9 protein-coding genes are annotated in these 14363 nt (G+C 39.0%); 7 read left to right on the plus strand and 2 right to left on the minus strand.

Annotated elements, in window-relative coordinates; genetic code table 11:
- The first annotated feature begins 101 nt into the window (after positions 1 to 101).
- From U859_RS0111730 to U859_RS0111740, 3 genes are all read left to right on the plus strand, one after another.
- Positions 102 to 1526 (plus strand): glycoside hydrolase family 125 protein, encoded by a 1425-nt coding sequence (locus U859_RS0111730; RefSeq protein WP_025143562.1) that lies wholly within the window; start codon positions 102 to 104, stop codon positions 1524 to 1526.
- 239 nt (positions 1527 to 1765) lie between these two features.
- On the plus strand, positions 1766 to 2953 hold the full coding sequence (locus U859_RS0111735) for a GAF domain-containing sensor histidine kinase (RefSeq protein ID WP_025143563.1): 1188 nt from the start codon (positions 1766 to 1768) through the stop codon (positions 2951 to 2953).
- Positions 2950 to 3141 (plus strand): hypothetical protein, encoded by a 192-nt coding sequence (locus U859_RS0111740; RefSeq protein WP_025143564.1) that lies wholly within the window; start codon positions 2950 to 2952, stop codon positions 3139 to 3141. The genes U859_RS0111735 and U859_RS0111740 overlap by 4 nt, the downstream gene beginning before the upstream one ends.
- A 141-nt stretch (positions 3142 to 3282) precedes the next feature.
- Here the strand turns inward: U859_RS0111740 and U859_RS0111745 are convergent, their stop codons facing one another.
- The gene (locus U859_RS0111745) at positions 3283 to 3636 is read right to left on the minus strand and encodes a nuclear transport factor 2 family protein (RefSeq protein WP_025143565.1); all 354 of its coding nucleotides are present in this window, start codon (positions 3634 to 3636) and stop codon (positions 3283 to 3285) included.
- Between the two features lie 100 nt (positions 3637 to 3736).
- Positions 3737 to 6001, minus strand: coding sequence for a glycosyl hydrolase family 95 catalytic domain-containing protein (locus tag U859_RS0111750; protein ID WP_162799921.1), 2265 nt, complete (start codon positions 5999 to 6001; stop codon positions 3737 to 3739).
- A 221-nt stretch (positions 6002 to 6222) separates the two neighbouring features.
- Here U859_RS0111750 and U859_RS0111760 point away from each other — a divergent pair, with 221 nt between their 5' ends.
- The 4 genes from U859_RS0111760 (at position 6223) to U859_RS0111775 (ending at position 14362) form a co-directional block, all read left to right on the plus strand.
- The gene (locus U859_RS0111760; RefSeq protein WP_025143567.1) at positions 6223 to 8376 is read left to right on the plus strand and encodes a GH92 family glycosyl hydrolase; all 2154 of its coding nucleotides are present in this window, start codon (positions 6223 to 6225) and stop codon (positions 8374 to 8376) included.
- Between the two features lie 501 nt (positions 8377 to 8877).
- Entirely contained in the window at positions 8878 to 9480 is a 603-nt protein-coding gene (locus U859_RS0111765; RefSeq protein ID WP_025143568.1) for an RNA polymerase sigma factor, read from the plus strand.
- Between the two features lie 75 nt (positions 9481 to 9555).
- Positions 9556 to 10701, plus strand: coding sequence for a FecR family protein (locus tag U859_RS31065; RefSeq protein ID WP_025143569.1), 1146 nt, complete (start codon positions 9556 to 9558; stop codon positions 10699 to 10701).
- A gap of 43 nt (positions 10702 to 10744) precedes the next feature.
- The gene (locus U859_RS0111775; protein ID WP_029985683.1) at positions 10745 to 14362 is read left to right on the plus strand and encodes a SusC/RagA family TonB-linked outer membrane protein; all 3618 of its coding nucleotides are present in this window, start codon (positions 10745 to 10747) and stop codon (positions 14360 to 14362) included.
- Position 14363: the final 1 nt, after the last annotated feature.

The following is a 14363-nucleotide window of genomic DNA, read 5'->3' on the forward strand; positions in this document are numbered from 1 at the left end:
AGCGCTAACCGAATAAAATCTTCTTCTTAATATTGTATACTATCAATATCAGACAGATGCCGGTTAATAAAAACAGAACCAAATTATCATAACACATCATAATGAAAAGAAGAACATTTATACAAAACACAGGCTTGTTAGGAGCAGGGGTTGTCGCATCGAAATTTTCTTTTGCGGCTAATCTCGCCCCGGAATTTCCTGTGGTACGTGTAGCTGCTGCAAAACGACATTTTCAGAGCAAGGCCGTAGATGCTGCTATTAAAACTTTCCAGGCAAACGTTAAAAACCCCGAATTGGCCTGGTTGTTCGAAAACTGTTTCCCTAATACACTTGATACTACTGTTTACCATTCTGAAAAAAATGGCCGACCAGATACGTACGTGATTACCGGCGATATTGATGCCATGTGGCTGCGAGATAGTTCGGCACAGGTTTGGCCTTATCTACAGTTCGTAAATGAAGATGAACCACTTAAAAGACTAATTGCTGGTGTAATTATCCACCAAACACAGTGCGTTTTAAAAGATCCTTACGCCAATGCTTTTTATGGCGACGCCACTAAGGTAGGTGAGTGGAAAACCGATAAAACAGCTATGCAGCCAGGTGTACATGAGCGTAAATGGGAAATAGATTCGTTATGTTATCCAATCCGTTTAGCTTACCATTACTGGAAAAAAACAGGCGATAAAACGCCTTTCGATGCCGATTGGAAAAAAGGAATCGAAGCTACTTTAAAAACATTCAAAGAGCAGCAGCGTAAGGCCGATAAAGGTCCATATCATTTCCAGAGGGAAACTACCCAGCCTACAGATTCATTGCCAATGGCAGGTTATGGTTTCCCGGTAAATCCGGTTGGTTTGATCTGTTCGGCTTTCCGTCCGAGTGATGATGCAACCATCTTTCCTTTCCTTGTTCCATCTAACTTTTTCGCAGTTTCAAGCTTAAAGCAGGCGGCAGAAATGATTAAGGCTTTGCAGAGCGATAAAACGCTGGAAAGCAATTTATTAAATCTTGCTGATGAAGTAAATGCGGCATTACAGAAACATGCCATTGTGAACCACCCAAAATATGGTAAAATTTACGCTTTTGAGGTGGATGGTTTTGGAAGTTCTTACCTGATGGACGATTCTAATGTACCAAGTTTATTGGGATTACCTTATTTAGGCGCTATGAAAGTGGAAGATCCTATTTATCAGAATACCAGAAAATTTGCGCTTTCTAAAGACAACCCTTATTTCTTTAAAGGTACTGCTGCAGAAGGTATAGGCGGACCACATGCCGGGCAGGACATGATCTGGCCAATGAGCATCACAATGCGGGCTTTGACCTCTAAAGATGACGCCGAAATTAAATATTGTATCGATACTTTGCGTAAAACACATGCCGGCAAAGGTTTTATGCACGAATCTTTTAATAAAGACAATCCTGCAAACTTTACAAGGGCCTGGTTTGCGTGGTCTAATACTTTGTTTGGCGAATTGCTTTGGCGAACCTATCACGAAAAACCAGCTTTGTTAAAAGCGTAACATATACAGCCGTATTGATCAGTGATTTCATTTTGACTGATCAATATGGTCTTGCCATATTAAACTTATCTTGATAGCATTTAGCCGGTTTATTGCATTGCAGTCAACATTATTTACGTGGATTTTATACTCATAAGTGTTAAATCCACGTTTTTTGTAAAACATGCGTTAGAATATTTAATCGATAGCGCTTAAAAGAAGAAATATTTGTAAATTGCAGCAAGATTATTCATTCCGCTTTGCAAGATCCCAATAGAACCATCCTTTCTGATATAGAGAGTATTAACAAAATACCTGCTGTTGCACATATTTTAGAAATTGTGTGCCGGACAACAGGAATGGGCTTTTCTGCTGTGGCCAGGGTAACTTCAGATAAATGGACTGTATGTGCAGTTCTGGATGAAATTAATTTTGGTTTACCGGTAGGTGGAGAACTGAAGTTAGAAACAACCATCTGTAATGAAATCAGGCAACACCAGCAAGCCGTTGTGATTGATCATGTTGATGAGGATGAGAATTTTAAGGGTCATCATACACCAACGATGTATGGCTTTCAAAGTTATATTTCAGTTCCGATTATTTTAAAGAACGGCGACTTTTTTGGTACACTGTGCGCAATTGATCCTAAACCGGCCAAGCTTAAAAATCCTACCATAACAGGAATGTTTACCATGTTTGCCGATTTAATTGCATTTCATTTAGATGCACTTGAACAAATAGCCATTACCGAAAAAGAGCTCAAAAAAGAGCAGGAGATAGCCATTTTAAGAGAGCAGTTCATAGCTATATTAGGCCATGATCTCCGGAATCCTTTAAATGCAATATCGAGTAGCGCCCAATTATTATCGCGTTTGAATTTAGACGAACGTGGAATCCGCATTGCAAAAATTGTTAAAGATTCTTCATTCAGGATGAATGGTCTTATAGAAAATATGCTCGATTTTGCCAGTGGCCGTTTAGGCGAAGGGATTGCCATTAGCAGAACACCCGATGAGGATTTAGAAAAATTACTGATTCAGGTGGTGGATGAGTTGCAAACCATTTGGCCGAGCCGAAATATTGAATTAAATTTTGATTTTCGTCACCCGGTTAATGCCGACGGAAAGCGTTTGGCGCAACTTTTCTCTAACCTGCTGGGCAATGCCTTAAATTACTCACCAGCAGATTCTCCCGTAGTAATTACAGCTTTTAGCTCTAGTGAAGAATTTAACCTCTGTGTCGCTAATAAGGGCAAACAGATTCCTGCGGCTACCATGGAGCGCTTATTTCAGCCTTTTTCGAGGGGAGAGGTAGAGCCAAATCAAAAAGGACTTGGTTTGGGTTTATACATTGCGTCAGAAATAGCCAATGCACATGAGGGATCTTTGGATGTATCTTCTACACCAGAAAAAACCTGTTTTACCTTGCGCTTACCTTACAAAAAATGATAACCTTAAACGATCAGTTACCAACCTCTACGCTGCTGGAATTAAAAGTTGGAGATGATATTTCCAATGGAAACCAATCAGGCAAAATTAAAAATATCGAGATCAGCGAAACAGATGAATTTTTAATGTTTCTATTCCAATTAGAAAATAACCACATTATTATTAAAAAACTCAAACAGGTTTGCTAGTTATTTCCGTTCGTCATTTCGACCGAAATGCAATGGAGCGGAGAAATCTGCTGCTAAATCCCTGTTATAGATTTCTCCACTGCGGTCGAAATGACGTAGTTTTTCAGGATGACAATTGCATATAAAGCCATCTTATTAATCTTATAAAATTGGTCTCGGATCAAATATTACCTGAAACGATTGAATTTTTTCATCTACTAATTTGTACCAGCCACAGGAAAAGATTGTTTTTGCGCCCATATTAATATCATACCACAGGCAAACTTCTTCCTGATCTACAAATACTTTTTTAACATCGTATTTGAATTTTATCTTTTTCATGTCTTCTACATACACATCGGCACCATTTCTTTCGCCCATTACGCCTTTAAAAGTCATGTCGTCTTTCAATTGCTGTCTGGCCAGATCAAAGTCTTCCGCATTTAATGCATTGATAAAATCAAGCACAACTACTTTTGCATTGTGTTCTGTTGTTATTTTATTGGATGTACTCATAGTTTTCCTTTTAAATAAAAACGAATATCAGAATAGAAAATTTAAAATAAATAATTGAATGACAATATGTTGTATTAACTTTTTTATTTGTTCTCTCATTCTATCCTTCAAAACTATAAACTTTTCCTACCTGCGTTTTAAAGCTGTATTTAAAATCATTTCCTGATTTTTCTACAGTAATTCCTTTAATTTTTTTAAGCGCATTCGGACTTCTCACCATACAATCTTCTCCAGATAGCGATTTGATTGATAGTTTTACAATTTTACCATCTTTCCACTGCAAATTGGTAATTTCAAAGTTGCCTCTTGCTTTTAAGCCCTGGATACTTCCCGCCGACCATTGATCGGGCAGTGCAGGTAAAAACTGTAACTCGCCTGTTTGGCTCTGTAATAACATTTCTGAAATGCCTGCAGTATACCCGAAATTCCCGTCAATTTGAAAAGGTGGGTGTGCGCAGAAAAGGTTCGAATAAATTCCGCCGCCTTTATTATAGTCAGTGCCTGAACCGCCAACTGGCGTAATAAAATTCTGTAATATTTTATAGGCATGATTACCATCCTGTAACCTTGCCCAGAAATTCATTTTCCAGGCCATAGACCATCCTGTTGATTCATCACCACGTGCGGTTAGGGTTACTTTTGCAGCTTTAGCTAATTCTGGTGTTGTAATGGTGCTGATTTCCCTGCCTGGATGCAAACCAAAAAGGTGGGAAATGTGCCTGTGCTGGTCTTTCGGGTCATCACGATCGGTTTCCCATTCCTGCAATTGGCCCCATTTACCGATTTTTGGTTTCAGTAAATGTGCTTTAAGATCGGCTATATGGTTTTTATAATCCTGATCGATGCCTAAAATTTCAGCAGCTTCAATATAATTGGTAAACAAATCGAATACAATCTGTTGATCGTGGGTTACACCATCTTCAGTTGGCCCGTGCTCTGGCGACCAGCCCAAAGGTGATACCAAAGTGCCATCAGGTCTTCTTTTCAAATGGTCATCCCAAAATTCTGAAATTTCTTTAATAATAGGATAAGCGAAATTTTTCAAATAGGCCTTATCTTTTGTAAAGGCATAATGTTCCCAAAGGGCCTGAGCATACCACGCACTTCCTGGTGTGTTCCATAAAAAGCTCATTCCACCAAAAATATTATTTTCCGTTTTAACCGTCCAGCCACGGGTGTTTGGGTATTGTTTGCGTGTTGCAATGGCACTTACTTCTCGCATACTGTTAATATAATCCAGGTATGGAATATGGCATTCGGAAAGGTTCGTCGGTTCTGCCAGCCAGTAATTCATCTGGATATTGATGTTGGAGTGATAATCACTTCCCCATGGTGGTGTATTGCTTTCGTTCCAGAGTCCTTGTAAATTGGCAGGTAAACCACCTTGTCGTGAAGAGCTGATCATCAGATACCTCCCATATTGAAAAATTAGTGCTTCTAAAGCATGATCAGGTGTTTTTTTATAATTGATTAGTCTTTGGTAAGTGGGTAAACTATTATTCTTAACGTCATCATCACCTAAATTAAGGCTTAAACGACTAAATAACTGCTGATAATCCTGGATGTGATTTTTTAATAATGCAGCATATGTTTTTGGTAAAGCTTGTTTAAGAATGTGTTCTATTTTAAGAGCAGGTTCTTCTCCTTTCCAGTGCTGTTCGCGTTTATTGTTGTAATTGGTAGCCGCAGTAAAAATAATGGTAATGGCATCTGCCTGATCTATTTTTAATTTTTCACCATCTTCATCCTTTACCGGGTAACTTTTTCCGCTTTCAATTTTCATTACTGCAGTAGCCTGGTAAGGCATTCCATTTGATAATTTGCCACTAAATTCAACTTTATTTCCATTAACCATTATTTTTCCACCATGCGCATTTTTTAGCCTTATGGCAACGGAATATTTGCTTTTTTGATCAGCAGTAAGTCTCAAAACCATTACTTTATCCGGAAAGCTGCAAAAATATTCCCGCTTAAAATGGGTGCCATTTTGAGTATAACTGATGGAATGAACTGCATTAGCAAGGTTTAGCTCACGTTTATAACCGGTAAAATTTTGATCTTTCTGGTCGAAATCGATAAAGAGATCCCCAAAAGCCTGGTACATGCCTCTATCATTTTCATCACCTGTCCAAAGTGTATTATCATTAAACTGGATATGTTCGTTGTTTACGCCTCCAAAAATCATCCCCCCGATGCGGCCGTTGCCAATAGGGTAGGCTTCTGTCATCCAGTCTTTAGCCGGCTTATTGTCCCAAAGCAATAAACGGGTGGTTTGTTTACTTTGCGCGAATAGGGCATTCGAAAAACTAAGCGCTAAAAATGAAATTAGCAGAAAGCATATAACTTGCCTAAGTTTAAAAAGCATGGGATATTTGATTAGTATGTTTTCAAAGATATATATAATCAGATAATAGTTTTTATTGCGCAGTGATGAATGCATCTCGATTATTGGCATATTATTCAGTTATTTAAGCAATTGGTTTTTATTGATACACCAGATTTACCAGGTAACTATTCTGATATTTTGCAGCTGAATTTAATAGATTTTATATATTTGATAGTACACACTAAATCGTTTTATGTAAAATGAAATCGCTAACCAAATTTCTATTCTTTGTTTTATTTCTAAATGTATTGAGCGGTTACCGTGCTCAAAGCCAAAGCAAAACAACTTTCACTAAATATGTTAATACTTTTATCGGTACAGCACCATTAACCGATCCTAAAATATTAGGTTATGAGCTTCCCCAAGGCTGGCGCTCCTGGGCTGGTTTAACTTTTCCAGGCAGTTCATTACCCAATGCCATGGTACAGTTAAGTCCGATTACCGAATTTGGTTCTGGCGCAGGTTATGAATATGAAGACGATACCATTTACGGTTTTGCACACACCAATAAAGGCCACTGGAACCTTTGCAATATTCCCATTTTGCCACTTTCCAATCCTGGTGATAAGTTTGGATCAAAGTTTTCGCACAAAAATGAAAGTTCAGCTCCCGGCTATTACCAGGTTTACTTAGATGATTATAAAGTAAATGTAAAGCTCACTTCAACATTAAGGGCTGGATTTCATCAATACGAATATAAAAACAACCACGATAAACAGGTACTTTTTCTTCTGGGAAAGGCAAATAGCGGCGTTTCTACCTGGAATATAGAACAGGTTGGCACTTCCGCTATACAGGGTTTTCAGGGGGGAGAAAATATTTATTTTTATGCAACCGTAAATGGCAAAATAGATAAACTCGATCAAACAGATGTTGGCAAACGTTCTGGTTACGCCATTATGCATTTGGCTGATGGAAGTGCAGGGCCGGTAGAATTAAAAATCGGACTCTCTTTTGTAAGCACGGCCAATGCCAAAGAAAATTTAGAAAAAGAAATTGGCAATAAAACTTTTACGCAAATCCGTAATGAAGCGACTGCAAAATGGGAGGCACTTTTATCAAACATCCAGGTAAAAGGTGGTACCGAAAAACAAAAGCAGATGTTGTATTCGTGCCTGTACCGTTCGTTTTTATGGCCAGCCTTGCGCAGCGATGTAAATGGTGAGTTTAAGGATGCAAAACACAATACCACAAAAGGCAATTTTAATTATTATACCGAACCCTCGCTTTGGGATACTTACCGTAATAAAGACGTGCTTTTAGGCTTAATTACACCTAAAGTTACCTTAGACGTGATTAAATCAATGAAAGATGTGGGCGATAAAACAGGTTTCATTCCAACCTTTTTCCATGGCGATCATGGCGCATCATCTATTGCCGGGGCTTATTTGAGGGGAATTGATGACTTCGACATTAAAGGCACTTATCAGATTTTGTTACGCAATGCCAATATTGAAGGTGGTGCCCGGCCCTTTATAAAAGAATATATCGAGAAAGGCTATATCTCCGATCCTGACGTTAAAAATCCACACGTAGAAACGAAAGCAAAAGCTGGCGTTTCTAAAACGTTAGAATATTCTTATGATGATTACTCGCTGGCACAGATCGCGAAGAAACTGGGTGACAGCACCAATTACCGCATTTTAATGGCCAGATCAAAGAATTATAAAAACATGTTCGATCCCAGTACCCGTTTTATGAGGGGAAGATTGGATAATGGCGATTGGATCAAGCCTTTTAATCCGCAGTATCCTTATTACGAATACATGTACAGGGAAGCCAATGCCTGGCAGGTTTCGTTTTATGCACCGCATGATATGAAAGGCCTGATTGAGTTATACGGCGGTGCAGATGGTTTTGAATCGAAATTGGATTCGTTATTTACTTTGCCCTGGAACCCGAAATACATTGCACGTAATGTAGAAACCATGATCGGACAGTACTGTCAGGGCAATCAGCCTGATCACGAAGCGCCTTTTGCTTATACTTTTATTGGTAAACCCGAGAAATCGCAAAAAATTATTGATAAAATTTTGAATGAACTTTATGGAATAGGTAGCGATGGTTTGGCACTTTCGGGCATGGATGATGCGGGCGAAATGTCGGCCTGGTATGTGTTTGGTTCACTGGGATTGTATCCGTTTTCTGCAACCGATCCAAATTACATTGTTACCGCACCGCTTTTTGATGAAGTAAAATGGAAAACCAGCACGGGCAAATTATTAACCATCAGTAAACCCGGCAAGGGCAGGGAAATTACCGATATTAAAGTAGATGGAAAAGTCAACCAGGGGTATTTTATTTCTCATGATTTGTTTAGGAATGGTGGGAAAGTGGAGATTGTGACGAAGTGATACACTAGACCTCGCAGGTTTCAAAAACCTGCGAGGTCTTTTTAGAACAAAAGTTCCGAATTCATTTATCGAGTTCGGGACTTTTTGTTTTAGAAAATATTATTAACTGTTTCTGGAAATGTAGGGTTCCGCTTTTCATCGCATTTTAAGTCCCGCTTTTCGTTTTATTCCGATGAAGGATCGGAATGTTCACTCCAATCGGGTTTATTACCGAGGATCGTTGCACAATGGCTGCCATCTAAATCAAACGATAGCGAGATGTTGATTTTTCATCTGCAGAAGCGGAGGCGGGCCTGCATTGGCAAAAAGCTGCTCTAAATGTTTTTCCAAACTACTAGATAAAGTCTATTGTTCTTTTTTAAGCAATTATATAACGATCAATTATATCCTTTAGGCTTAATTTTATCATTTCTACCTAATTAATGAGACAATTTCTCTTTATAATGTTAAAAATGAGTAAGGATTGAATAATAATTCTGCTTAATTTGTAGATTTGACAAAATGTCCCCTGATAATCTGCACGATAAAGAAGAATTAAAGTATTTACAAGACCTGAAAGATGGTCGGCGTGATGCTTTTGACTTTATTTATGCCAGATACAGTAAAATGCTGCTTCCAAAAATGCAGCGCATGATTAAATTGAATGAGGTTGTTGATGAACTTTTACAGGATGTTTTTCTAAAAGTCTGGCTCAACAGGGCCGAAATCGATCTCGACAAATCATTTAAAGGCTGGATTTTTACCATTGCGCAGAATAGCGTTTATGGTTACTATCGCAGGTTGGCCCTGGATGTTAAAATGCAAAGGCATTTATTGGAAACTTTCGCGGAGTTTTACGATCAAACGGAAGATTATATTTTCAACAAGGAAAGGGTCGAATTGCTTAACCAAGCTATCGAAAAACTTCCCGCACAGCGCAAAGAAATTTTTAAACTTTGCCGTATCGAAGGCAAAACTTACCAGGAAGCTGCCGAAATTTTATCATTAAGCCCCTCTACCGTGAGTAATCAATTGGTTAGCGCTACCAAATACATCAAACGTTACGTCTTTTTTCATTCTCAGGAGTTTATTGTTTTCTGCATTGCAGCCTATTTGAAAAGCTAAATAAAAATATTTTAAAAAAAAATCAAAGTGCGATAGTGTGTTTGTCCATCTCGTGCATATTATATATTGACAACGATGGAGAAAAGACCTTTAAGCCCCGGATTATTCGAAAGATTTCTTGCCAATAAAAGCAATGCTGCAGAGCTTGAGCAGTTATTTGAACATTTTGGAGAAGTTGACCAACAGGAACTTGAAAAGCTGATTAAGCTGGATTTTGAACAGGATGCTATGCCTTTTGATGTTGCCGAAGAAGGAAGGTTAGCGCTAATCCATGCCGGATTATCGGAAAAACTTTTTGCAAAACCTGAAAGCCGTATTTTAAAAGTGCTAAAGTCAAACCGCTTCATCAGAGTGGCTGCCGCCATATTGGTGGTGATTTCCGTTTCCTTAATGATTGCCAGGTTCTTCAACAGTAACCATGGTATTGTTCCGGGTTCGGCCAAAGCCATGCTAAGTCTGGGTGGAAGGGAAACAGTTTTAGACGGGAAAAAGGACAGTGTGCTGTATCGTAGCAAAGGGGTAACAGTAAACACCAAAGCAGATGGTACAATGATTTTTATGGCTGTAAATGCCGATTCTGTCGAGGCCTCGAAACTGAACACCCTAAGCACTCCAAACGGTGGCGAATACCGTGTTACTTTGAGCGACGGCTCTGTGGTGATGCTCAACGCCGGCTCTAAGCTTAGCTTTCCAACTGATTTCCGCGGATCAGAAAGAAAAGTGTATGTAGAGGGGGAAGCTTTCTTTAAGGTGGCCAAAAATCCGTTGAAACCATTTATTGTTAATGTGGCCGGCAACGAAATCAAAGTTTTGGGTACACAGTTTAACGTAAGCAGTTATCCTGAAGATGAAGGCACAGAGGCAACCCTGTTAGAGGGCAGCATCCAGTTTACCAATGGAAATGGCGATCAGGTAGTGTTAAAGCCTGATCAGCAGGTGATTTCTCATCATGGAAAATTAGATCTGCAAAATGTTTCGGCTGAAGACTTTAATGCCTGGACAAAAGGAGAGTTTTTATTTAACGATGTGCCCTTATCAACTGTGATGCAGAAACTGGGCAGGTGGTATAATGTGGAAGTAGATGTGAAATCTATTCCGCAAAAAAACCTTTACCTTAAAATATCCCGAAAGGCGGATATTGATGAAGTGCTGGATGCTATTGCTACGGCCACTGATTACAGGCTAAAAATCAAAGAGAATAAGATCGTGTTTAAAGAATAAGGTTGCTCCGTCGTCGATCAATTAACCAACCAAACTAAATTTTATGACAAACCATTACTTTCGCCTCGTCCGATCTGGATGCAGGTATTTACTGAACTGGCCAAGCGTTTTTTGCTTTATCGTTTTGTTATCGATAACAGCAAAAGCACAAAATACCCGGTACACCTTTACACAAGCACCCTTAAATACCGTTATCTCACAGATTTCGGCGAAAACAAAATATGAATTTGTGTACGATGCGGCGCTGGTTAAAAAAGCCAAACCCATCAACTTTACCCTGAACACAGCAGATATTAAAACGATTATGGATGCAGTGGTTAAAGGACAGGATTTCAACTACGAAATCAGCAACAACCGCACCATCATCTTAAAAGTACCAAAGGAAGATATTGCAGATGATTATATACTGCATGGCATGGTTACCGATAGTTTGGGTTCGCCATTGCCAGGTGCTTCTGTAAAAATTAGAAACACCAATAAATATGTCCTTACGGATGGTAACGGGCACTTTAATCTTAACTTAAGCAATCAGTACAACACGCTTGAAATCAGTTATATTGGTTATCTATCTTCTACCCAACGTCTTGATCGTACTGCCGCTTTAAAGGTGGTTACCGTTAGGTTAAGTGCCAATGCATCTTTACTGGCAGAGGTTGTGGTAAATGGTTTTCAAACGCTTCCACTCGAAAGGAATGCGGGTGCCTTTTCCATTGTTGATCAAAAAAAATTGAATGAGCAAATTAACCCAAGTATTTTATCTGCTTTAGAGGGCCGTGTTGCAGGTTTAGCTTATGATAAGAATCCTTATGGGATAGGTGCCGATAAACAGGTAATACGCGGAAGAGGTACATTTTCAATCTCACAAACTGGTGTAAGAACTGATCCTTTAATTGTAATTGACGGATTACCTTCAGAAACTCCTTTAGAAGACGTAAACCCCTATGATATCGAGTCGGTAACGGTTTTAAAAGATGCTGCAGCTTCTTCTATTTATGGTTCCAGATCAGCCAATGGTGTAATCATTTTAACCACAAAAAAAGGGAATAGTCCGGCTAAAATCTCTTTAAACACCGATTTTTTTATTGACACTAAACCTGCTTTTAATTCTATGCATTATGCGTCTACCGCTGATATTTTAGACCTGGAAACAGATGTATATAATAAAGAGCGTGCACGTTATACCACAACCGAATCGATGTTTGCGGCTTATGGCACAGTTGCTAATGGATCAATCAAACATTATAGCCCGCTTTATCAATTGTACCGTGATCGTGATGCCGGAAAAGTAACAGCTGATCAGGTTAACCAGCAACTGGCTTCCTGGGGAAATGCCGACTATTATGAGCAGTATAGGGATAATGTTTGGCAAAATGCATTCCGCCAGCGTTACAACCTCTCTTTTAGTTCTTCAAGTGCAAAATCAAATACTTATACCTCTATAAACCTCGATAATTCAGCTCAAAAAGTAATCAAGAACAATGATCAAAAGCTGAACATTTATTTTAAAAACACTTACAACGTAAATAAATGGTTAACCACTACACTTGGTTTTAATGGCACTTATACAAAATCGGTTTCAACTGATGCATCTTATGATTCCTATAATGTTATTCAGCCTCGCTATGCTTCTATTGTTAATCCTGATGGCAGCTTAGTATATGCAGATTATGTGAATTTGCCAGATGGCATTGCCGGAGCAAATGTTAATGGCGCAATGGTTGCGGCTCTGAAAAACAATCCGCAGTTCCGCTCTTACCGTTTTAATATTTTAGAGTCGCTGGATGAAGGCCAGGTTAATTCAACCAATATTGCACTAAGGGGTTTTGCTAATATTCAGGCAAAACTAATGGAGGGGCTTAACTTGTCCAGTCAGCTTCAGGTCGAAAATACATCAGCTAAATCGAATCAGTATTATGATGTAAATTCATATAAAATGCGTGCAGCTTATAACGCGCTTATTGGCTATACACCTGCCACTAATGTATATACATACGGACTTCCAACTGGAGGTAGATATGGCCAAACGGAGAGTGGAAATAATAGTTATACATTCAGGAACCAGTTGAGTTTCGACCGTACTTTTGATAAGGGAAAACATGCCATATCTGCCATTGCCGGTTTTGAGATGCGTCAAACATTTTCGCCAAGGGGTATCGAAGACCTGAGATATGGTTATGATCCGGTTACACTTACCTCAACCTTGATCAATACCCAATCCATTAGTCAAACCGGTTTGCCAAGTTATATTTATGGCGGGAACAGAACATTATCTGTTTTAGGCAGAACGCAGACTGAAATTAAACACCGAAATCTTTCTACTTATGCCAATGCGGGTTATACTTATTTAAATAAATACAACATCACAGGTAGTGTAAGGGTAGACCAAGCCGATTTTTTTGGTGTAGATCCTGAATATAAAAACAGGCCACTCTGGTCGGTTGGTACCAGCTGGAATGCCAGTAACGAAGAATTTATCCAGGAACAAAAATGGATCAGTTTGTTGAAATTACGTGCAACTTATGGCGTTAACGGAAACCAGAATTCGGAAAGTTCTAAATACTTAACAGCCAGAAGAAGAAGCGATAACCTGTTTCCATCCTTACAATATATTGATGTTACCGCTTTACCCAATCCAAAATTACGCTGGGAAAAAACAGAAACCTATAATGGTGGTGTAGATTATGCCTTCTTATCGAACCGTTTAAGGGGAAGTATAGATGTATATTATAAAAAGAGTACCGATTTAATTGTAACGGCAGAATTAGATCCAACTGTTGGGGTGGCCTCGAGGATGATTAATAACGGTACATTAATTAACCGCGGTATCGAATTTACATTAGGTGGCGATTGGTTGAGATCGGGTGATTTAACCTTAAGCGCTACATTTATACTGGGCTTTAACAGAAGCCGGATCGGTAAGGTAAATAGTGCACTTTCTACGGCTGGAAATTATATTTCATCTCCTGCCTTCTATTATATAGAAGGTTCTGCCTACAACACGTTATATGCCTACCGTTATGGAGGCATGGTGAATGGTTATCCCTACTTTTTAGATGATAGTGGTAAAGCCAGTATTGATTTTGATGCCAGTGGAAATCCCATCGTTTCCAGTATTAAAAGTATTAACAATTTTGCCAGTTTGGTAAATATGGGCAGTTTAACCCCAACTTATACCGGTTCATTTTCACAACGGATTGCTTACAAAAATTTCGAGCTGGGTGCTTTACTGGTATTTTCAGGTGGTAACGTAATCAGAAGGGATGTAACCAATATCAGTGCTTATGATGTAACCGACGAGAACATTACCCAGCGTTTCAAAAATGGAAATGTACCTGATGTACCCCGCATATTGGTTGATTATCCGGAAGCTTTGATCAACAGTGCCAGCACCATTAATACCATGTGGCAAGCTGCAGATATTAACGTGGTTAAGGGAGATTACATCAAATTAAGAAACATTTCCTTATCCTATAACCTGCCTAAAGGTATGATTGGTAAATTCAAACTTCCATCTGCTAAGTTCACCGCTCAAGTCAGCAATTTGTGGTATGCAAGTGCAGCAGGGGATGATATCGATCCGGAATCCTATTCAGGTATTACAGGCACCAGAACCCTCGAAAATCCTAAATCATTTGTATTTGGCTTAAACCTAACCTTTTAAC

It is taken from the genome of Pedobacter jeongneungensis, from assembly GCF_000633455.1.
In the GTDB taxonomy this organism is placed as follows: Bacteria; Bacteroidota; Bacteroidia; order Sphingobacteriales; family Sphingobacteriaceae; genus Pedobacter; species Pedobacter jeongneungensis_A.